21 protein-coding genes, 1 other RNA gene and 1 pseudogene are annotated in these 20,900 nt (G+C 33.9%); 12 read left to right on the forward strand and 11 right to left on the reverse strand.

Annotated elements, in window-relative coordinates:
- Nucleotides 1–187: 187 nt before the first annotated feature.
- The 7 genes from A9G28_RS11640 to A9G28_RS11670 all read left to right on the forward strand — a co-directional run bounded on the left by A9G28_RS11640 (nucleotide 188) and on the right by A9G28_RS11670 (nucleotide 5,153).
- On the forward strand, nucleotides 188–1,399 hold the full coding sequence (locus tag A9G28_RS11640; protein ID WP_065580773.1) for a Tm-1-like ATP-binding domain-containing protein: 1,212 nt from the start codon (nucleotides 188–190) through the stop codon (nucleotides 1,397–1,399).
- Nucleotides 1,400–1,411: 12 nt separating this feature from the next.
- Complete coding sequence (locus A9G28_RS11645) at nucleotides 1,412–2,242, forward strand: phosphoenolpyruvate hydrolase family protein (RefSeq protein ID WP_065580774.1); 831 nt, start codon at nucleotides 1,412–1,414, stop codon at nucleotides 2,240–2,242.
- 233 nt (nucleotides 2,243–2,475) lie between these two features.
- Nucleotides 2,476–3,213, forward strand: a complete 738-nt coding sequence (locus tag A9G28_RS13805; RefSeq protein ID WP_218057384.1) for a hypothetical protein — start codon at nucleotides 2,476–2,478, stop codon at nucleotides 3,211–3,213.
- A gap of 52 nt (nucleotides 3,214–3,265) precedes the next feature.
- Nucleotides 3,266–3,640 (forward strand): hypothetical protein, encoded by a 375-nt coding sequence (locus A9G28_RS11655; RefSeq protein WP_065580775.1) that lies wholly within the window; start codon nucleotides 3,266–3,268, stop codon nucleotides 3,638–3,640.
- 15 nt (nucleotides 3,641–3,655) lie between these two features.
- Nucleotides 3,656–4,156 carry a hypothetical protein gene (locus tag A9G28_RS11660; protein ID WP_065580776.1) on the forward strand — a complete coding sequence of 167 codons (501 nt, stop codon included), beginning with the start codon at nucleotides 3,656–3,658 and terminating at the stop codon, nucleotides 4,154–4,156.
- 301 nt (nucleotides 4,157–4,457) lie between these two features.
- Nucleotides 4,458–4,859, forward strand: coding sequence for a hypothetical protein (locus A9G28_RS11665; protein WP_065580777.1), 402 nt, complete (start codon nucleotides 4,458–4,460; stop codon nucleotides 4,857–4,859).
- A gap of 9 nt (nucleotides 4,860–4,868) precedes the next feature.
- Nucleotides 4,869–5,153 carry a hypothetical protein gene (locus A9G28_RS11670; protein WP_065580778.1) on the forward strand — a complete coding sequence of 95 codons (285 nt, stop codon included), beginning with the start codon at nucleotides 4,869–4,871 and terminating at the stop codon, nucleotides 5,151–5,153.
- A gap of 138 nt (nucleotides 5,154–5,291) precedes the next feature.
- Here the strand turns inward: A9G28_RS11670 and A9G28_RS11675 are convergent, their stop codons facing one another.
- The 10 genes from A9G28_RS11675 to thrS form a co-directional block, all read right to left on the reverse strand.
- Complete coding sequence (locus A9G28_RS11675) at nucleotides 5,292–6,182, reverse strand: DUF4261 domain-containing protein (RefSeq protein WP_065580779.1); 891 nt, start codon at nucleotides 6,180–6,182, stop codon at nucleotides 5,292–5,294.
- Between the two features lie 1,204 nt (nucleotides 6,183–7,386).
- An RNA gene (gene ffs / locus A9G28_RS11680) (signal recognition particle sRNA small type) lies at nucleotides 7,387–7,482 on the reverse strand.
- A gap of 137 nt (nucleotides 7,483–7,619) precedes the next feature.
- Nucleotides 7,620–7,913 carry an integration host factor subunit alpha gene (locus A9G28_RS11685; RefSeq protein ID WP_065566618.1) on the reverse strand — a complete coding sequence of 98 codons (294 nt, stop codon included), beginning with the start codon at nucleotides 7,911–7,913 and terminating at the stop codon, nucleotides 7,620–7,622.
- A gap of 4 nt (nucleotides 7,914–7,917) precedes the next feature.
- Entirely contained in the window at nucleotides 7,918–10,305 is a 2,388-nt protein-coding gene (gene pheT / locus A9G28_RS11690) for a phenylalanine--tRNA ligase subunit beta (RefSeq protein WP_065580780.1), read from the reverse strand.
- Nucleotides 10,306–10,321: 16 nt separating this feature from the next.
- Nucleotides 10,322–11,305 carry a phenylalanine--tRNA ligase subunit alpha gene (gene pheS, locus A9G28_RS11695; protein ID WP_065566616.1) on the reverse strand — a complete coding sequence of 328 codons (984 nt, stop codon included), beginning with the start codon at nucleotides 11,303–11,305 and terminating at the stop codon, nucleotides 10,322–10,324.
- 81 nt (nucleotides 11,306–11,386) lie between these two features.
- A complete protein-coding gene (gene pheM, locus A9G28_RS14260; protein WP_141671930.1) occupies nucleotides 11,387–11,443 on the reverse strand; it encodes a pheST operon leader peptide PheM in 57 nt (18 codons plus the stop codon).
- A 67-nt stretch (nucleotides 11,444–11,510) separates the two neighbouring features.
- A complete protein-coding gene (rplT, locus tag A9G28_RS11700; RefSeq protein ID WP_024496189.1) occupies nucleotides 11,511–11,864 on the reverse strand; it encodes a 50S ribosomal protein L20 in 354 nt (117 codons plus the stop codon).
- 32 nt (nucleotides 11,865–11,896) lie between these two features.
- Complete coding sequence (gene rpmI, locus A9G28_RS11705; RefSeq protein WP_034945602.1) at nucleotides 11,897–12,094, reverse strand: 50S ribosomal protein L35; 198 nt, start codon at nucleotides 12,092–12,094, stop codon at nucleotides 11,897–11,899.
- 84 nt (nucleotides 12,095–12,178) lie between these two features.
- On the reverse strand, nucleotides 12,179–12,718 hold the full coding sequence (infC, locus tag A9G28_RS11710) for a translation initiation factor IF-3 (RefSeq protein WP_065566615.1): 540 nt from the start codon (nucleotides 12,716–12,718) through the stop codon (nucleotides 12,179–12,181).
- Between the two features lie 27 nt (nucleotides 12,719–12,745).
- The gene (thrS, locus tag A9G28_RS11715; protein ID WP_065566614.1) at nucleotides 12,746–14,671 is read right to left on the reverse strand and encodes a threonine--tRNA ligase; all 1,926 of its coding nucleotides are present in this window, start codon (nucleotides 14,669–14,671) and stop codon (nucleotides 12,746–12,748) included.
- 262 nt (nucleotides 14,672–14,933) lie between these two features.
- Here thrS and A9G28_RS11720 point away from each other — a divergent pair, with 262 nt between their 5' ends.
- A complete protein-coding gene (locus tag A9G28_RS11720) occupies nucleotides 14,934–15,395 on the forward strand; it encodes a YaiI/YqxD family protein (protein WP_065566613.1) in 462 nt (153 codons plus the stop codon).
- Nucleotides 15,396–15,424: 29 nt separating this feature from the next.
- Here the strand turns inward: A9G28_RS11720 and recO are convergent, their stop codons facing one another.
- Nucleotides 15,425–16,117, reverse strand: coding sequence for a DNA repair protein RecO (gene recO, locus A9G28_RS11725; protein ID WP_065566612.1), 693 nt, complete (start codon nucleotides 16,115–16,117; stop codon nucleotides 15,425–15,427).
- Nucleotides 16,118–16,273: 156 nt separating this feature from the next.
- Between recO and A9G28_RS11730 the strand changes: the two genes are divergently transcribed.
- From A9G28_RS11730 to A9G28_RS11740, 4 genes and pseudogenes are all read left to right on the forward strand, one after another.
- A complete protein-coding gene (locus A9G28_RS11730; RefSeq protein WP_065566611.1) occupies nucleotides 16,274–17,902 on the forward strand; it encodes a Na+/H+ antiporter in 1,629 nt (542 codons plus the stop codon).
- Between the two features lie 21 nt (nucleotides 17,903–17,923).
- Nucleotides 17,924–18,409 carry a ubiquinone anaerobic biosynthesis accessory factor UbiT gene (gene ubiT, locus A9G28_RS11735; protein ID WP_065580787.1) on the forward strand — a complete coding sequence of 162 codons (486 nt, stop codon included), beginning with the start codon at nucleotides 17,924–17,926 and terminating at the stop codon, nucleotides 18,407–18,409.
- A 107-nt stretch (nucleotides 18,410–18,516) separates the two neighbouring features.
- A pseudogene (locus A9G28_RS13200) lies at nucleotides 18,517–19,558 on the forward strand (IS481 family transposase).
- 427 nt (nucleotides 19,559–19,985) lie between these two features.
- Nucleotides 19,986–20,807 (forward strand): hypothetical protein, encoded by an 822-nt coding sequence (locus tag A9G28_RS11740; protein ID WP_141673678.1) that lies wholly within the window; start codon nucleotides 19,986–19,988, stop codon nucleotides 20,805–20,807.
- The last annotated feature ends 93 nt before the right edge of the window (nucleotides 20,808–20,900 follow it).

Genomic DNA, 20,900 nt, shown 5'->3' on the forward strand with positions numbered 1-20,900 from the left:
TCTCTTGAATCATTAGATATATTGTTATATTTGAATTCATCATCAAATAATACTGCATTTTAATCATTAAGTTAAAATTAGTATTATAAAAATGAGACTTATGTCTCATTTTGAGTATATAATGTATGACTATTAACCACCCTTTTGGTAAAAGTATTACCCTTATTAACCTGCTTAGGAGCGATAAATGGCATCAACTAGCACAATTTATTTGGTTACGACACTAGACACCAAAAGGGAAGAAATCATTTATATCAAAACCCTTCTCGATTTAAAAAATCTTAATTATAAAATTATCGATATTTCCACACAACTTCATCAATTTAATCATTTAGCAACTATCACGTCAGAAATGGTTGCAAGTTACCATCCACATGGCAAATCGGCTATATTTTGTGGTGACCGAGGTAAAGCGATTGTTGCAATGGCAGATGCATTCAAACTATTTTTGATGGCTCAAAATGATGTAGACGCTATACTAGGATTAGGAGGCTCAGGAGGAACGGCATTAATTACCCCTGCTATGCAATCACTTGCTGTTGGCATTCCTAAACTCATGGTATCTACAATGGCATCTGGCAATATTTCTGATTATATTGGCGCAAGCGATATTGCAATGATGTATTCAGTCACAGATATTGCAGGAATTAATGTTATATCAAGAAAAGTCTTATCAAATGCGGCTAACTTTATTGCAGGTTCAGTTCTTTTTAAAACCCAAGAAACGATCGAAGATAAACCTGCAATTGGCTTAACTATGTTTGGTGTTACAACCACATGCGTTCAATCTATATCAGCCAAATTGCACGATCATTATGATTGCCTCGTTTTCCATGCTACAGGCAGTGGAGGTAAAGCGATGGAAAAGCTAGCTGATAGCAAGTTATTACATGCAGTACTGGATATTACCACAACAGAAGTATGTGACTATTTATTTGATGGTGTTTTAGCTTGCAATGAAGATCGTTTTGGCGCAATTGCTAGAAGCCAAATTCCATATATTGGATCGTGTGGAGCACTTGATATGGTTAATTTTTCTAGCCCTGAAACTATTCCTGAAAAATATAAAGATCGTTTATTTTACCCACACAATCCACAAGTAACCTTAATGCGAACAACGCCGGAAGAAAATAAAAAAATGGCTAATTGGATCGCAAATAAACTTAATCAATGCCAAGGTTACGTTACTTTTATTATCCCTGAAGGTGGCTTTTCAGCATTGGATATTGAAGGAGGAATTTTTTGGTCACCAAAAGCGAATAAAGCCTTTATTGATGAATTTGAAAAAACATTTATTCAGACCCCTAAAAGAAAATTAATAAAAACACCTCATCATATTAACTCGCCCCAGTTTTGTGATCTGATTATTAATGAATTTATTCAAATAATTAAAAATTAAGTGGAGAAAACTATGAAAAACCAACGTTCACAGTTACTAAAGAAATTTCATGATATGATCGCAAAAGGACAACCCATCATTGGTGGAGGTGCTGGCACAGGTCTATCGGCAAAATGTGAAGAAGCAGGTGGCATTGACCTTATTGTCATTTATAACTCTGGTCGTTATCGCATGGCAGGTAGAGGCTCATTGGCGGGATTACTTGCCTACGGTAATGCGAACGAAATTGTGATGGATATGGCTAAAGAGGTGTTACCAGTAGTTAAACACACGCCAGTGTTAGCAGGCGTTAATGGAACAGATCCATTTTGCCAATTCGATCAATTTTTAGATAAATTAAAGGAAACTGGATTTGCTGGCGTACAAAACTTCCCAACTGTTGGACTAATTGATGGTAACTTTAGAGCAAACCTTGAAGAAACAGGTATGGGATACGCTTTAGAAGTAGAAATGATTCGCAAAGCACATGAAAAAGATCTGCTAACAACACCTTATGTATTTAGTGAACAAAACGCAATCGATATGGCTAAAGCTGGCGCTGATATTTTAGTACCCCATATGGGATTAACTACGGGCGGTAGTATTGGTGCTGAAACGGCTTTAAAGCTTGCTGACTGTGTGCCTTTAATCAATCAATGGGCTAAAGCAGCTAAAACAATTCGACCAGATATTATAATTTTATGCCATGGTGGCCCTATTGCTACTCCAGAAGACGCTAAATATATTTTAGACAATTGCCCTGATTGTAATGGGTTTTATGGAGCTAGTTCAATGGAACGTTTACCAACAGAAATAGCACTTAAACAAACAACAAAACAATTTAAATCAATTCAACGACACTAACAATAATATAAGCAATAACGGTGCGGCTAAAATGTCGCACTGCTATTTTTTATGTTGCACTAAAAATACCCACCAATTTCAACCAACTCAATACAAGCAATAATATAATTATCGATTAATCTTATTGCATTACCTAAAAAATAAAATAGACTACATATCATAGATACAATAAAAATATATTTTAGTAGCAAAACCTTAAATCAATTCCAATATATGGTAATAAGTAGGAACAAATGGATACCCCCAAAAAATGGCTAAGATTTTTAATTGATGAGCAGTGTTCATTCAAACAACTATTAGCAACACTAGCTCAAGCTTTTGACAGTAAATTCAACTATCAAAAGGATAGTGATATAGCTAAAGCAAACCTCGATGGTTTTACTATTTGGGTTTATGACAAAATCGATCCCAATTTTGATATTACTATACGTTCATCTTATATTCTTACTGTCATCATTACTGCAAATGAATACCTTAATTGCCACTTTGAAGATCATATTCAAACAATCTTAACCAATTACGGTCTCGCTAATCAGCGCTTACAGGACAAGGATTTTGCCTACCCAGTTGAGCTTCCTTACTGGCAAGCCCCCAACGATGATCTTGTTATAAAGTCTAAAGGTGATGAGTTAACTGCCTATTGTAAAATATGGTATAAGCCAGCAAAATATTCTAAATTTACAGGTATATTTGAATTTTCTAGCGTTTGGGCAATGCGTTTTGAACGAAACAAAAAACTTGCCTATTATAATCATTGTGATAGCGATGATTTTACTAGTTGTTATTGGGTTATTCCTGAATCATCATGGCTGGCGCAATTAGCCAGTGAACGGCAATCTCATTTTCCTGATTGGCGACACTACGATCGTGGGGATTATTGGCATTATATTATTCAAAGCGATTCATTCTATGTAGAAGTCATTGCTAAACAGATCAAAATATCAAAAAAACAATTAAAAGGCATTTTTTAAGATAAAATGGCAATATATAAAGGTCAAATCATAACTTGATATTCAATATGCTATGAATCATCTAAATTTTTTTATAAACAACTTTATAAAGCAAGATAAAAAACAACGATATCACTTTCTAATTAATGGAAAGTGGCAGAAATTTGCCAATAATATCAAACATATTGATAAACATTTGAATCACCATTGTGTAAAAATTGATAACAATGCTTTTGAAAAATTTACTCAAATTATAAAACAATATACCATTAAATCAGGATATTATTATGATGCTTATACCAATGGATTGGAAATATCAACCCATTGCCTAGATAATATTCATGATGATAGCCTACTTATCTGCCCCGATAACAATATTGCATTCTATTTTCATCATGATAATTGGATATGGTTTTGCCAGATAAAACTTGAGCAACATCATAAATAAAACAGGTAACAAAAAATGCACTCATTCAATGAGATAAATCAGCTTTTAACCGACTGCATTAATCTACAGGATAATTTATTAGATAAACTCTATTTATTAGCTAATGAGCCTAAAACTGTTGAATTACTTAAAACACATTTAACCCAAAAGTTTGATCCTTTATTATTACACTTGATCAAACAATTTCCAGAAGCAATCAAAATAAGCTTATTACCTGAAATTATTAACATTATGCAATATTTAGATGGCAATACAAAATTATGCCAAGAGATTATTTTAAGTATCAATACGCAGTGGCTAGAAAAACATATTTGGAATTATATTACCCCTATTTTAGGGCAACAGGATTATCAAACATTTGGTATATTGATGTATTTATTCAATTCATTTAGCCAGAAATTATCAAAAAAATTGGCAAATTTAGCTTTACAAAGTGACGATAAAGATGTGCAAGAAATCGGTGAGTTCTATTTATCAAATAATAGATACCTTTTGGATGATGTTTGGAATAGCTAATGATGCTAATTGAGTGTGATAACATTTACATACTACTTTGATTATTTAGAGAAACTGTATGTTAGATATCAAGTATTTAAACGATAAGAAAACAAACCCCAATCACCGCCACGATTGGAAGCGCTGTACATGGGGTTTTAGGCTTTGGTGGAAGCTACCCATACATGCTTAAACTTAAACAAGTATAGGTGAAAAAATGAATGGCGTAAATGTTAAGTTTAATATAAAAACTTTCTTGATATATTGATTACAATAGAATCGTTTTTTGAGTTAACTGTACAAAGTAAAAAAAGGGTTAATCATGCAAGGATTTTTTGATAGATTAATGCTCGGTGAACTAAAGGATGTCATGATCGCTGGCTATGTTGATTATGCTACTCTGCCGATTTTTCACCCGCTTTATGATAGATTATATTTTATTATTGATGAAGTTATTTTTGAGTTATATCTCAGTGAAGCAGGTATTATACAATATAATGAATTAACAGAAATTAAAGCATGGTTTACTTTAGATGATGATGATCATTTTTCATTAATGTCAATTTATTCGCAATTATTCAAAACCGAGCAAACTGTAACTATCACCGAAATAGCATACTCATCAATACCCTTTTCCTCAATGAGTATAAATTACCTCAATGGCCAAGACTGTGGTAATTTACTTTTTGACCCAAATCATTTTTTTGGTTTTACATTTTTATAAAGGTTATAAATGTTAGATATTATTAATTTTATGGAATCATCATATAAAGATAATCCAGAGTTAAAACACAAACTAGAATTAGTCAAAAAATTAATTACCTACTTGTCTGAACATGATATTGAAAGATCTGTTGGTGAGATTATACCTATCTTAGGCAACAATACAGGTTATAGTGAGTATCGAATCATTAATGACTGTGAATCGGATAACCCTGATCTGTGGTCGGAGTACCAATATAATGGTGAAAAGGTAAGACTTAATACTGGCGATATTGTATTTACAATGAAAAAATAACGTTTTGATAATGGACTAGCGCTATCTATAAGTAAATTAAACAATAAATTAAGTGATAAAATTAACCTACAAAATAAACGCACAATTTAAAAATAGACGTTTATTTTATTAGATTAATTTTGCTGGCTAGTTAAGTATTTATTCAGTTGCATTATTGCTATTTATTTCAACGACTAAAACGTATCCTTCATCTTTTAAAAAACTTTCATCATCACGTGGTGTGCGTAAAGACATCATTTTATTATCGCCAACTTCCATTGTGTCACCAGAAGCCATTGTTGTACCACTATCGCGTAAATACTGTAGAATATTGCTAAACATATCAAAATAGTATACGCCTTCATCATGGCTATTAGCTAATACAGCAAAATCAGGTAATCCAAAAGCGTCAGCGCCATACGTGCGCATCCACACACCTTTAACATTTTCTATTTCATATTTGACAAAACCACAATAAAACATTGGTAAGCAATGACATAACCCTTCTATTCCACCTTTTTCTGTGGCTAATTGACGAATAACTTTTATTGGTAATGAGCTATGCCCTTTTCCATTAATCAGCGCTAAACCATTAAATGGTTCAAAACTAGCTGCAAAACGAGTTAAAGCCAAGTATTGCTCAAGTATATTCTTTTCATATCCAGTATAATATAGAATGATATAACTATCATTTTCACGAACTTGATCTTTAATATCCTGACTGTAATGTGCTGGTGCCACGCATATTTCTAAAACATCAGCAGGATAAGAAGCATTGATGCCAATTAATTTAATGACATGATTTTTCCAACCAAATAAAGCATAACATCCGTCATCTAACTTGCCATATGGCATTTGGCATCGAATATTTTTCATTGATGAATCAATACTACGTAATTGCTTTAATAGATTATCTTGATCTAAATAGAACTGCCCCTTAAAAACAATGCTTAATGCTAATGGCGCTTGAATATTTGGATTTTCAATTAATGCTTCATCAGCTTGTTGTAATTTTGATTTCTTACCAAATAAGCGTGAAAAAATATTCATTTATACTCCTTAAATTAACCCTTCCCAAAATACGTTAAAAATGCTACTAGTAAATCTGCTTTATTGCTGATGGTTACTTAGCTAGGTGTTTTATCACCCATATTTCACTACATTCTTTTAAAAAAATCTTATTCTGATGGGGAAAAATAATAATATTTTTTACTTTTGGTATCTTCTGTAGTGTGCCAGCATGTATTTTATTAATAGTAGATCGTAACTAGCGCAATAAATTATTATTTTCCTTTATCGTAAGACTATTGACAAGTATGGAAAACTCAGGCAAAGCAAGCCAAAAGCATCAGTACCATACATGCGCATCCATACCCCATCGCTATTGTCGGTATTTAATGCCACAAATCCAACAAAAAATAATGGTAAGCAATTGCGCAACAAGTAAATCCTTTTTGCCCATTTACCAGTGCGCTAGCAACATCTATCTGTAAAATTTGATTACTTTTGCATTAATAATGTGTATTCATATTAAAATGCACAAAGCCTGCTGTAAATTGAGCTAAAACAAGGCATTACTCAATTACATTATCATCAAATCTAACATAATACAATATCACATGGCTTTTATGATTGTGAACTTTCTGTTTAAAGAGAGGTGTCATATGGCTATGACTAATACATGGATCAACGATTTTGTTAGAAAAAAGTTAATTAAACTCGACCATTTTGATAATATGTTTATTCCACGCAGCTAAATTTCAACACCCTGATCAATTTGTTCTATCGACGATTGTAAACAAATCTTTTTATTAACGAATCAAATTTGCATAATAAATTTAGTAATTATTTTAATTAAAAGAGAGATTGTCACCAAATAGAAATACCAAAGACAAAGGATTTTCAATAGATGAATTTGCAACTAAAGCATCAGTGGATTATTTAGTGATATTATCGCGACGGCAAAAAAGCGGGAAAGCAAGCTCATCTTATGTTTTTTATTAATGTTATATTATTAATATTTAATGATATAACTAGCGCAAAATTATTTAATTACAATCTAGTATTTAATAGCATATTATTTACATTGCAGTTATTGTTGAGATAAAGGATGGATATGACAAAATAACTTTATTTGTTATCAAGAAGTTATTTTTTCTTATTTTCTTAATATGTTGTAAATTATAAATAACACCTAATTAGTTATAATTTATAAGAATAGGCAAACTTACTGTAAAATAAGTTTTGGAGGAGACTCTATCAGCCACATCCCACACACATATTTTTTACTTTGGCTGCTTCCTTCCGGACCTGACCTGATGAGCAAAAAAATGTTGCAAGAGGACCCATAGAGCCTCCATTGAAGAACGGTTATTATGCTTTATTTACGAAATTAATACAAGCATTATTTATAAATAAAATAGCCTTCCCAGTGTTCTTAATAAGAGAAAGGCTATTATATTAAGCAAGCAGAATAAGAACTTAATATTAGATAACTAAATTTTTTTCTACACGCTCTCTGAATTTAATTCCAGGTCTAAAGGTAACAACTCGGCGAGCTGAGATATCAACACTTTCCCCTGTTTTAGGATTTCGTCCAGGCCGTGAGTTTTTATCTCGTACCGAAAAATTACCAAATCCAGATAATTTTACTGGCTCCCCTTTTTCCAAAGCCACTCGAATCTCTTCAAAAAAGAGTTCAACAAGGACTTTAGCTTCTTGACGATCAATGGTAAATTTTTCGGCAAGACGATCTGCAATATCAGCTTTAGTTAATGTCATATTATTATTCTCTTAATAGGGCTTTAAAACGATTTTGTAAAGCAGTAACGCATTTACTTACAATGTTTGTTATATCTTCTTCTTCAAGTGTACGTGATTTATCTTGTAAAATCAAACTGATAGCAAGACTTTTTTGATTTTCTTTGATATTTTCACCTTGGTAAACATCAAACAAATTAACTTTAATAAGTTGCTCACCACCAGCCCGCTTACACTCAGAAATAATATCAGCTACTGGAATTGTATTTGATACCACAATAGCTATATCTCGTTTGTTCGAAGGATACTTTGATAAGTCTTGAGCAACAGGTACTGTCTTGCTATTAATTTTAGCTAAATTTATTTCAAAAACAAGTGTTTTACTATTTAAAGATAATTTTTTTTCAATTTCTGGATGTAAAACACCTAGATAGCCTAATAGCTCATCATTCAAATAGATAGTAGCACTTTGTCCAGGATGCAAGGCAGGTAGTTGAGCTTTTTTAAACTGTACTTTATCCGCACAGCCTAAAAGAGAAAAGATTGATTCAATATCACCTTTAAGATCATAGAAATCAACATTCCTTTTAGGAAGTTGCCAATGCTCTTCATATAAGCTACCTGTAATAATGCCTGATAACATTAACTCTTGGCGTACACCTAATTCATCTTTTTCATCAGGTATAAAACGCAATCCTGTTTCAAACAATCTAACCCTAGATTGCTGGCGATTTTGGTTGTATAGCACTGCATCTAATAAGCCAGACCATAGTGATAAACGCATAACTGACATTTCACTTGAAATGGGGTTAGGTAATGTGATCTCTTGCTGCTCAGGGTGAAGAATGTGTTGAATTTTGGGGTCAACAAAGCTATATGTTACGGCTTCTTGATATCCTCTATCAACTAATAAGTCTTTTATTCTTCGTAATGATATTTGGCTTTCAGGCTTTGGTTTCATTACTGACTCAATTTTTAAATTGGCATTTGGAATATTGTTATAGCCATAAATACGCGCAATTTCTTCAACTAAATCTTCTTCGATTTGCAAATCAAAACGCCAACTTGGTGATTTTACAGTCCAAACATTGCCATTGTATTCGACTTCACAACCAAGCCTAATTAAAATATCGGTGATTTTCTGTGTCTCAATTGCATAACCAATGATACGATCAATTCTATTGCGACGAAGTCTAATTATTGCTTGTTTTGGTAGTTCACTTTGTTGTGTTACCTCAATAATTGGACCAACTTCACCACCACAAATATCAATTAGTAATTGACTCGCTCGTTCCATTGCAATAAATTGTAAAGACGGATCAACACCACGTTCATAACGATGCGAAGCTTCAGTATGTAAGCCATATTCACGAGCTTTACCTGTTATTGCTAATGGACTAAAAAATGCAGATTCAAGAAATACATCTTTAGTTGTTTGTGTTACAGCCGATTTTTCACCACCCATAATTCCGGCTAAAGCCAAAACCTTTTGGTGATCGGCAATGACTAAAGTTTTATCATTAAGGTTAACTTCATTACCGTTAAGTAAGATCAGTTTTTCATCATTACTTGCGTAACGAACAACTATTCCCTTTTCTATCTGAGTCAAATCAAATGCATGCATTGGATGACCAAGTTCTAATAATACATAGTTAGTTATATCTACAACTGCATCAATTGAACGAATTCCACCTCGACGTAATTTCTCTTTCATCCAAAGTGGAGTGGCTGCATTAACATTAATATTTTTGATTACACGTCCCAAATAGCGAGGAGCGGCTTGAGGAGCATCTATCTGTATTGATAAAGTATCGGTAATGGTTGCAGGCATACTGTCAACTTGTAGTTCTTTCATTGGAACGTTGTTAACTGCAGAAATATCTCTAGCAACGCCAATAATACCAAAGCAATCTGCTCTATTCGGTGTTACGCTGATATCAATCATGACATCATTTAAATTCAAATATTCACGAATGTCTTGTCCTAACGGCGCATTATCAGGTAATTCAATAATACCATTATGTTCATCAGAAATTCCTAATTCAGAATAAGAGCACAACATGCCTTCTGATGGCTCTCCCCGCAATTTAGCTGGTTTTATTTTAAAATCGCCGGGCAATACAGCGCCTACCGTTGCACAAGCAACCATTAAACCTTTACGGCAATTTGGAGCCCCGCAAACTATATCCAGTAATTCAGCTTTACCAATATCAACTTTTGTGACACGAAGTTTGTCTGCATTAGGATGTTGCATACATTCAACGACTTTACCGACAACAACACCTGTAAAATCGCCTGCTACTTTTTCAACATCATCGACTTCTAAACCAGCCATTGTTAATTGATCAGCTAACGTTTCGCTACTAATTTCTGGATTGATCCATTCACGTAGCCAACTTTCACTAAATTTCATGTTTTGATCTCCAGAATTAATTAAATTGCTTTAAAAAACGTAAATCATTTTCAAAGAAAGAACGCAAATCAGTGACACCGTAACGTAACATTGTTAGCCGCTCTATCCCCATACCAAAAGCAAAGCCACTGTACACTTCAGGATCAATGCCTACATTACGTAATACATTAGGATGAACCATCCCGCAACCTAACACTTCTAGCCACTTGCCATTTTTCGCTTTAATATCAACTTCTGCTGACGGTTCTGTAAATGGAAAATAAGCTGGTCTAAAACGAATTTCCATATTATCTTCAAAAAAGCAATGCAGAAAATCATGCAACAAACCTTTTAGATGTGTAAAGCTGATATCTTTATCAACAAGTAAGCCTTCCATTTGGTGGAACATTGGCGTATGAGTTTGATCGTAATCATTACGATAAGTTCTTCCTGGAGCAATGATTCGAATTGGTGGTTTTTGGTTTTCCATTGTGCGAATTTGCACCGTTGAAGTTTGTGTTCTTAATAAACGTTTTGCGTCAAACCAAAATGTATCGTGATCAGCTCTAGCTGGATGATGAGCAGGAATATTTAAAGCGTCAAAATTATGATAGTCATCTTCAATTTCAGGCCCCGTTTCAACAGCAAAACCAAGTTCGCCAAAAAAATCGACTAACCGATTAATCGTTTTTGTCACTGGATGTAATCCACCTAATTCAATTGATTTTCCTGGCAACGTAATATCAATTGTTTCATTAGCTAGTTTCGCATCAAGAGCCTGACGCTCTAAAAAATTGCGCTTATGATTTAATATTTCAACAACTTTTTGCTTTGCATCATTTATTTTTTGACCGACAGCTGGGCGCTCATCAGCTGGAACATCGCGTAATGAAGCCATTTGCATTGTAAAATGACCTTTTTTACCAAAATACTCCACCCGAATTTGTTCGATCGAATTAATGTCATTAGCATTTTCAATAGCGGATTTGGCATTATTTACCAGTTCAACTAATTGAGGCATACAGTTCTCCTGCTTATTGTTTATTGCATAAAAAAAGCCTCTTTTGAGGCTTTTATAATTATTTTTCGTTTTTTCTTTGCCTCACAAAATAGTATTGCTAAAGCAATCAAAAAAGAAACGAAAAATAACTAACTTCATAATTAATCAACCCTTATAATAAAAATGAAAATATAAAAGCCGAGATAACTCGGCTTTTATAAAGCTATTATAGTGCCGCTTTTGCTTTCTCAACTAATGCAGCAAATGCATTTTTGTCAAATACAGCAATATCAGCAAGGATCTTGCGATCGATTTCAATTGATGCTTTCTTTAAACCATTGATAAAACGGCTATAAGAAAGACCACATTGACGAGCTGCCGCATTAATACGGACAATCCATAATTGACGGAATTGACGTTTACGTTGACGACGGTCACGATAAGCATACTGTCCTGCTTTAATTACTGCTTGGAAAGCAACACGGTATACACGTGAACGTGCACCATAGTAACCTTTTGCTTGTTTTAAAATTTTCTTGTGACGTGCACGAGCAATAACACCACGTTTAACACGAGCCATAAATTATATCCTCTAAATAATTAACCAATAACTTAAGCGTATGGAACACACGCAGTAACTAAACCTAAATCGCCTTTTGACACGGTGGTCAAACCACGTAAATGACGTTTACGCTTAGTTGATTTTTTAGTTAGGATATGACTTTTGTTAGCTTGCTTATGCTTAAAGCCACCAGAAGCTGTTTTTTTAAAGCGCTTTGCTGCGCCTTTTACAGTTTTAATTTTAGGCATTTTATTAATTTCCACTTCGCATTGTTAATAAAAATAAAATAATGGTGTAATCTTTGATGAATCAAAAATTAACTTGTAAAACCATTACTTTTTCTTCGGCGCAAGCACCATAATCATTTGGCGGCCTTCAATCTTAGTTGGATAAGATTCAATGACAGCCAAATCAGCTAAGTCCTCTTTAATACGATCAAGCATTTCAGATCCTAACTGTTGGTGAGCCATTTCACGTCCACGAAAACGCAACGTAACTTTAGCTTTATCGCCATCTTCAAGAAAGCGAATCAGGCTGCGGAGTTTTACCTGATAGTCGCCTTCGTCTGTACCAGGTCGGAACTTAATTTCCTTAACCTGAACAATCTTTTGCTTCTTCTTCTGCTCTTTTGTTGCTTTACTCTTTTCATAGAGGAATTTGCCATAATCCATAATTCGACAAACAGGTGGCTCTGCATTAGGGCTTATTTCGACTAAATCAAGAGTTGCTTCTTCAGCTTGTTTTAAAGCTTCGTCTAAGCTTACTATACCGAGCTGTTCACCATCGACGCCGGTTAACCTCACCTCACGAGCAGTAATTTCATCATTGATCTTATGCGCGCGTGTTGACTGAATACGTTTACTGACTTTAATATCTCATTCCTCCAAAGTAATTTATCATTAATTCATTTGTTCTAATGAACGACTATGAATTTCGTTAAGCAACAATTCTATAACATGTTTCACCTCAAAGCTACCAAGATCTTTACCTTGGCGTGTTCGAACTGAAATTGTTCCTGATTCCATTTCTTTGTCTCCACAAACAAACATATAAGGAACACGTTTAAGAGTATGCTCGCGAATTTTAAACCCTATTTTCTCATTTCTCAAGTCTGCTTTTGCTCTAATACCTACTTTTTGTAATTTTTCGCATAATTGTTTGGCATATTCAGCTTGATTATCAGTAATATTTATTACGGCAACTTGTAATGGAGCAAGCCATGTTGGAAAGAACCCCGCACAGTTTTCAGTTAAAATCCCCATAAAACGCTCCATTGAGCCCAAAATAGCTCTATGGATCATAACTGGAATATGACGTTCGTTATCTTCACCTACATAAGTTGCATCTAAACGTTCAGGCAACATAAAGTCAAGCTGAACAGTACCACATTGCCATGCACGACCTAAACAATCATGTAAAGTAAACTCGATCTTCGGTCCATAAAATGCGCCTTCACCTGGTAAGTACTCAAATTCTATGCCATTTTCAGTTAAACATTCAGCCAAATCTTTTTCAGCAAGATCCCATGTTTCATCTTTACCTATTCGTTTTTCTGGGCGGGTTGATAACTTAACCGTAATGTCAGTAAATCCAAAAGTGCTATAAGTATCATAAACCATTTTAATACAGCTGTTAACTTCGCTACGAATTTGGCTTTCCGTACAAAAAATATGTGCATCATCTTGCGTAAAGCCTCGAACACGCATTAATCCGTGCAAAGATCCTGACGGCTCATTTCGATGACAACTACCAAATTCAGCCATACGCAATGGTAAATCACGATATGATTTTAACCCTTGGTTAAAAATTTGCACGTGCCCTGGACAATTCATTGGTTTAATACAATATTCACGATTTTCAGATGAAGTCACAAACATTAACTCTTTATAATTACCCCAATGCCCTGTTTTTTCCCATAAAATGCGATCCATCATGAAAGGGCCTTTGACTTCTTGATAATCGTATTCCTTTAATTTGGTGCGAACGAAAACTTCAAGCTCACGGAAGATAATCCAACCATCATTATGCCAAAATACCATACCCGGTGCTTCTTCTTGCATATGGTAAAGATCAAGTTGTTTACCTATTTTTCGGTGATCACGTTTGGCTGCTTCTTCTAAGAATTGTAAATAACTATCGAGTTGTTTTTTATCAGCCCATGCAGTGCCATAAATGCGTTGTAACATTTTATTATCACTGTTACCACGCCAGTAAGCGCCGGCGACTTTTTGCAATTTAAAATGGTGGCAAAAACGCATATTAGGCACATGTGGCCCTCGGCACATATCAATATATTCTTCGTGATGATAAAGTGCTGGTTTTGAATCTTTAGGAATATTTTCATCTAAGATAGCTATTTTATAGGGTTCATGTCGTTTCCAAAATACTTCCCTAGCTTGCTCCCAACTAACCACTTCTTTTTTTACTTCGTAATCTTTTTTAGCCAATTCATGCATACGTTTTTCTAATGCATCAAGATCTTCTTGCGTCAAAGAGTGATCTAAATCAACATCATAATAAAAACCATTATCAATAGTTGGACCAATGGCCATTTGCGTATCAGGCCATAATTGCTTAATAGCATGACCTAATAGATGCGCACAAGAGTGACGTATAATTTCAAGACCATCCTCATCTTTTGCCGTAATAATGGCTAATGTGGCATCTTGTTCTATCAAATCACAAGCGTCTTTACGCTCACCATTTACACGTCCAGCTATACATGCTTTTGCTAGCCCTGCACCTATGCTTTGTGCAACTTCTAAAACAGTAACGGCTTTATCAAATTGACGTTGACTTCCGTCAGGAAGAGTAATTATTGGCATAATAAATCCTTATAACAGTGGTGCGCCACACGAAAGCGCACTTGCATACATAAATAAAGTAGACCGCATATACTATCACTTATCATTAAGATTTTAAATAGAAACAATTGCCGCGACATCAACACGAATATGAGCATAAAATAGACTGTAACGTATCCTATCTCTGTAATACTTTTACAAAAAATAATTGATTATTTTTTTATAATAGACGATATAATCACTAAATATTGGAAGTTTTAATTGAATATTGAATAGAGTAACTATGAACATTTGGATTGATGCTGATGCATGCCCTAACCCAATTAAAGAGATTTTATATCGAGTAGCAAATCGAAAAGCCATTAATACAATATTAATAGCTAATCAACGATTAACGATTCCCCTCTCACCTTATATTCAAAGTTTACAAGTTGGAAAAGGATTTGATGCCGCAGATAATAAAATTATTGAGTTAGTTAAAAAAAATGATTTAGTTATCACATCTGACATTCCACTTGCATCAGATGCATTAAATAAAGGCGCTTTAGTACTCACACCACGAGGAGAACAATATACACTCGATACGATAAAAGAGCGGCTAACTATACGCGATTTTATGGAAACTATGCGAGCTAGTGGCGTACAATCTAAAGGCCCTTCTCCTTTTTCAATTAAAGATAGAGAAAAGTTTGCCAATCAACTTGATAAATTAATTCATCACTTTTCTAATAAATCTTTCTGTTAGTATTATGTATAAATTGTAATTGGTAAAAATTAGAGCTTCAAAAATAGTTCTCTGCTTTTAAAAGGTTTTGAACCTACATAAGGTTTTAATGCCATTCGAGTAAAACGTTTTGCGGCTTTCAGTGTATCATCACTATTAAATTGGCGTTTTCCTAGTGCCAAAACTTGTTCACCTGTAAAACTGGTGCTGTTTTTTAATAAGCTACTAATAAACCCTTTTTCACTTTGATATTGATAATTCATCGATTCGACAATACTATCGCCAGTGGCACAGCAGTGAAAAAAATCAACACAATAGCCTAAATTATCTAATAAGGATAATTCAAAAGCTCGTAGCACATTTTCAGCAGAAACCTGTTGTGCTAATTGTTGCAAGCTTTTTAAGTAGTCATCAAAAAGTGTTGGCATTTCAGTTTCGGCGACTAAGACTCGGTGTAATAGTTCATTTAAGTAAAAAGCACTATATAAATAAACAGATGCTAATGGCAAAGAGAGAGACATTGCTTCAACTTGACGCAATGTTTTTATGTCACCTTGACCTGAATATTGTACAATTAGTGGAGTAAAAGGTTGCAACATCCCTTTTAATGATGAACGTTTTCTTTTTGCTCCCTTAGCTAAAACCGTTATTTTTCCAACATTTTCAACAAACAAATCAACTAATAGGCTACTTTCAGTATAAGAACGAGTGTGTAATATAAATGCCCTTTGCCAACTTTCCATCAAAAATACCTGTTAATTAATTCGATTATTTTCTAATTAAAATTTGTATCTGACCAAAATTTAGATGATTCTGCGAAATTTTCACCTGAAATTTAACTAAAGATCCTGTATAATCAATATAATCAACAGGATTATAGGATAAATAGAAGGAAAACTATGGAACTTTTTTCAATAATTTTACTCTTGGTACTAATTGTATCACTTTCTGGTGTCGTTGTTAAAATGTTGCCAATTCAAATTCCATTACCTTTAATGCAAATATTACTAGGTTGTATATTGGCAGCATTTAATGTTTATGTAGAATTTGATCCAAAATTATTTCTCGTTTTATTTATTCCCCCTTTGCTTTTTGCTGACGGGCGCAAAACGTCAGTGAAAGATTTTATCTACAATGGTAGAGAAATCATCGGATTAGCTTTAGTTTTAGTTGTTATTTCGATTATTGCATTGGGTTACATTCTTTATTGGATACTACCAAATGTTCAGTTAGCTGCATGTTTAGCCTTAGCTGCTGTGTTATCGCCAACCGATGCTGTAGCATTAAGTGGAATTGTGGGTAAAGGTCGAATAGAAAAAGAAAAAATGGAAATCATTGAGGGCGAAGCATTAATGAATGATGCTTCCGGCTTAGTTTCTTTAAATTTTGCTATAGCAATTGCAGTTGGCACATTACAATTTGACTTATTACAAATTAGCATGACCTTCTTTATCGTTGCCATTGGTGGTTTAGCTATTGGTGTCTTATTTACTTGGTTATATGCACGTATTTTACGTAAAATAAATCAGCTGACTCACAATGATCCAGCTATTCAAATTGTATTACTATTCTTACTTCCATTTGCCGCTTATATCATTGCAGAAGAATTCCACTGCTCAGGTATTTTAGCTGCTGTAAGTGCAGGTATGACAGTAAACCATTCAGGTATGATGCGAAATGCACCGTTAACTGCACGCTTACAATCAGATAGCACATGGTCAATGTTAACTTTTGTGTTTAATGGATTTGTATTTGTTTTATTAGGCATTCAACTACCAAGTATTTTAAATAATACTTTTGCAGAAAACCAAATAGATAAATCAATTGAAGTGTGGCAATTATGTTTAATTGTTTTATTTGTCTTTGCAGTGTTAATGGGAACTCGATTTGCTTGGTTATGGGCAATGAAGCATATGCCTGCCATGCCTTTTGGAACCAAACGTCCACTTGCATTTAGAGCATATTCAACAAGAGATCTTTTAATTTCGACATTTGCAGGCGTTCGAGGTGCTATTACCCTAGCGGGTGTATTATCCATACCAATAAGTATTAGTGGCCGTTATCAACTTGTTTTTATTGCAGCAGGTATCATTTTAATTTCATTAATTACAGCAGTTATAATATTACCTATCTTATTACGAGGTAGTGTCATTTTAGATAATTCTGAACAACACAATGAAATTTTAACAGTTAAAGGACATATGGCCGAAGAAGCCATTACTAGTCTTGAAAAAATGCAAAACAATTTATTACAAGAAACATCAGAAACAGGTTTAGATCAAGAGATTATTCATGAAATTGGCTCTCGTGTTATTGGTTCGTTAAGACGGCGAACAGGTCTGAAAGACTTAGAACAAAAAGCACTTGAGGCAGAAAATCTAGAAAGGCGTATGCGTCTAGTAGCAATTGGTGCAGAACGTACAGCTTTACTACAAATGAAAGTTCGTAATGAAGTTAGTGAAGAAGTTTATGAACATTTAAATACTGATTTAGATATCTATGAAAAAATGATTTCTGGAGATGCCTAAATGATTGGATCAAGAAGCGAAATTTTAAGCAAGATTCATTCACAGTTTGTTAATAAAGCGCCCCATATTTTGGGGCTTACTTTACGACACATTCCTTTTCATATAAAAAAGCAGGCCATAGAGCAATTATTACAATTACAATTTGAACATTCTCTTGAAGATGGGGATCTCGACTTTTTAGAAAATAGATGGCTTAAAATTCAAGTTACCGATCTTGGCCTTATTTGGTTTGTAAGCCTTATTGACAATAAACTTGTCGTAAGCAGAGAAGAGATTGCTGATGTAAGTTTTATTGGTAATGCTAATGATTTGATTATGATAGCAACCAGACGTCAAGATCCTGATACCCTATTCTTTCAGCGACGTTTAATTGTTGAAGGTGATACTGAGCTGGGTCTTTACGTTAAAAATTTAATGGACTCAATTGAATTGGAGTCTATGCCAAATTTTCTAAGAGTGACACTTGAAAAGCTAGCGAGTATTATTGAAAGCGCGCCGGAAATTTAATTTGTATTAGTTCCGACTTAATCGGACAAAGGGATTGAAAAAGAGAACGTTACCAGTTTTGATATTAGGTGTCAAATCTAAAATCAAAACAACAAGAGGTAACGCTCATGCTTCATACTAACAATCAAATCATAAAACATAAAGTAGGCTTATTAAATTTAGCTGAAGAACTTCAAAACGTGTCTAGAGCTTGTAAAGTGACGGGAGTATCAAGAAGATACGTTTTATCGTTATAAAGAACTCATTGAAGAAGGTGGTTTAGACTCTTTAATATCAAAGAGTAGATGGACACCAAATCTCAAAAATCGCGTTGATGACCCAACGGAACAAGCCGTTATTCGTTATGCTATTGACTATCCTGCTCATGGTCAGCATAGAACAAGCAATGAGCTTCGTAAGCAAGGTGTTTTTATTTCAGGAAGTGGCGCGCGTTCTGTTTGGTTAAGATATAATCTTGAGAATTTCAAAAAACGCTTACATGCTTTAGAAGAAAAAGCGACTCAGAAGGTATTGAACTCAATGATAGCCAAATAGCTGCATTAGAAAAGAAAAAGCACGATGATGAAGCTTGTGGTGCAATAGAAACCGCTCATCCAGATTATCTTGGATCTCAAGATACGTTTTATGTTGGTAATTTAAAGGGTGTCGGTCGGATTTATAAACAGACTTTTGTTGATACTTATTTCTAAGGTTGCGCATTGTAAATTGTATGTGACCAAAACGCCAATTACAGCAGCCGATTTACTCAATGACAAGGTCTTACCATTTTATAATGCTCATCATTTGCCAATGCTTCGAATATAAACCGATAGAGGAACGGAGTTTTGTGGCACTATTGAAAAGCATGATTATCAACTTTATCTGGCGATTAATGATATTGACCATACTAAGACAAAAGCTATGTCGCCACAAACGAATGGGATCTGCGAACGTTTTCATAAAACTATTTTACATGAGTTTTATATGGTGACATTTCGTAAAAAGCGCTATTCAGATTTAGAAACACTCCAAACAGATGTGGACAATTGGCTGTATTATTACAATAATGAACGAACTCATTAGGGAAAAATGAGCTATGGTCGAATACCAATGGAAACATTGCTTGATGGAAAACGGATCTGGGAAGAAAAAAATCTGAACCAGATTTAACCTGACAGACACCCAATAAAAACTGGTAACTGTCAAATTAGGTTTGAGCTACTACATGATGGTTGAATGATTCTGTTGTAGTTGCTGTGCCCACCTGTTACGTGTCTTTGTGGACACTAAAGCTTTTTTATGATTTCTTCCTAAAGCTGTGATTTTAAGCTTGGATCAGCAACCATGTGTTTAAGTTACAGTTTTCAGTCTCAAGCTCCTTTAAATGTTTGATGACTGAATTTTCCATCCTGCCATATTTTTCCCGCCATTGATAAAAAATTGAATTACCCATGCCCTATTTACGGCACAGTTCTTTAACTATATATTGATGAGTTTTTCTTTACAAAATTGTTACAAATTATATAAAATTATTAATTATTAATAACTAGGACTTTTTATGAAAACATTACGACTTGTTTTAGCTTGGCTTTTTGGCGTGCTTTTTATTTTATCAGGAATTGTAAATTTCACTCAAACCCCATTGATGGGAATAGTAGCGCTATTAATAGGTATAGCACTATTACCGATAACTTACCAAATCATTTATAAAAACACACAAAAAGAGGTAAGCGGTAAGAAAAAAGCGATAATAACCACATTATTAATTGTTGTTTGGTTTATTATTAGTGGTGTAGATAGAAGCAAAGAAAGAGAGGGGCAAGAAAAAAACCTTATTTCAGAATTTAACTTAAATAAACAGGAAATTGTTTCACAAATCAACCAATTGATAACAGAGAAAAAATATGATGAAGCGGCATCTTTAGCCGATAAATATTACTCAGCTAAAGATCAAACGGTCTTAGAATTAGGCGAACAAGCTAGATCAGAATTAATAAAACTTAAAAATCAACAAAAAATTGATTATTTATTAAATAAACTTAAAGAAGTTCCTAAAGCTGAATTAGAAAAAAAGATTGAATTATATAACGAGCTGTCAACACTTGCCCCTGAAAACGCAGAATATAAAACCCAAAAGGCTAAATTACAAAAAGAATTACAACGGAAAAAATTGATTCATTCCCAATTTAGCTCTTGGGATGGTTCTCACAGAGAACTTGAAAAATATATAAAATCAAAAATGAATGACCCTGACTCATTCAAACATGTTGAAACTAAATATATCGATAATGGAAGTGATAACCTAATTATCGTCACTTCATTTAGGGGGAAAAATGCTTTTGGTGGCGTTATTGTTAATACGGTAACAGCCACCGTTGATTTGAATGGAAATATAATAAGTATTATCAGTTGGAAATAAAAAGAGAGGGCTATAGTCCCTCTTTTAATAAATTCTATTCAGATTTTTCAATAACTGAATGCTGCAAATCGAGATTGTTCAATATTTTGTGTC

The organism is Gilliamella sp. Fer1-1 (assembly GCF_001690825.1).
Taxonomy (GTDB): Bacteria; Pseudomonadota; Gammaproteobacteria; order Enterobacterales; family Orbaceae; genus Gilliamella; species Gilliamella apicola_C.

Excerpts from the sequence above, each read along its gene's own strand:
- A9G28_RS11640 (WP_065580773.1), top strand. The coding sequence starts at position 188 with ATGGCATCAACTAGCACAATTTATTTGGTTACGACACTAGACACCAAA.
- A9G28_RS11645 (WP_065580774.1), top strand. The coding sequence starts at position 1,412 with ATGAAAAACCAACGTTCACAGTTACTAAAGAAATTTCATGATATGATC.
- A9G28_RS13805 (WP_218057384.1), top strand. The coding sequence starts at position 2,476 with ATGGATACCCCCAAAAAATGGCTAAGATTTTTAATTGATGAGCAGTGT.
- A9G28_RS11655 (WP_065580775.1), top strand. The coding sequence starts at position 3,266 with ATGAATCATCTAAATTTTTTTATAAACAACTTTATAAAGCAAGATAAA.
- A9G28_RS11660 (WP_065580776.1), top strand. The coding sequence starts at position 3,656 with ATGCACTCATTCAATGAGATAAATCAGCTTTTAACCGACTGCATTAAT.
- A9G28_RS11665 (WP_065580777.1), top strand. The coding sequence starts at position 4,458 with ATGCAAGGATTTTTTGATAGATTAATGCTCGGTGAACTAAAGGATGTC.
- A9G28_RS11670 (WP_065580778.1), top strand. The coding sequence starts at position 4,869 with ATGTTAGATATTATTAATTTTATGGAATCATCATATAAAGATAATCCA.
- A9G28_RS11675 (WP_065580779.1), bottom strand. The coding sequence starts at position 6,182 with ATGAATATTTTTTCACGCTTATTTGGTAAGAAATCAAAATTACAACAA.
- A9G28_RS11685 (WP_065566618.1), bottom strand. The coding sequence starts at position 7,913 with ATGACATTAACTAAAGCTGATATTGCAGATCGTCTTGCCGAAAAATTT.
- pheT (WP_065580780.1), bottom strand. The coding sequence starts at position 10,305 with ATGAAATTTAGTGAAAGTTGGCTACGTGAATGGATCAATCCAGAAATT.
- pheS (WP_065566616.1), bottom strand. The coding sequence starts at position 11,305 with ATGCCTCAATTAGTTGAACTGGTAAATAATGCCAAATCCGCTATTGAA.
- rplT (WP_024496189.1), bottom strand. The coding sequence starts at position 11,864 with ATGGCTCGTGTTAAACGTGGTGTTATTGCTCGTGCACGTCACAAGAAA.
- rpmI (WP_034945602.1), bottom strand. The coding sequence starts at position 12,094 with ATGCCTAAAATTAAAACTGTAAAAGGCGCAGCAAAGCGCTTTAAAAAA.
- thrS (WP_065566614.1), bottom strand. The coding sequence starts at position 14,671 with ATGCCAATAATTACTCTTCCTGACGGAAGTCAACGTCAATTTGATAAA.
- A9G28_RS11720 (WP_065566613.1), top strand. The coding sequence starts at position 14,934 with ATGAACATTTGGATTGATGCTGATGCATGCCCTAACCCAATTAAAGAG.
- recO (WP_065566612.1), bottom strand. The coding sequence starts at position 16,117 with ATGGAAAGTTGGCAAAGGGCATTTATATTACACACTCGTTCTTATACT.
- A9G28_RS11730 (WP_065566611.1), top strand. The coding sequence starts at position 16,274 with ATGGAACTTTTTTCAATAATTTTACTCTTGGTACTAATTGTATCACTT.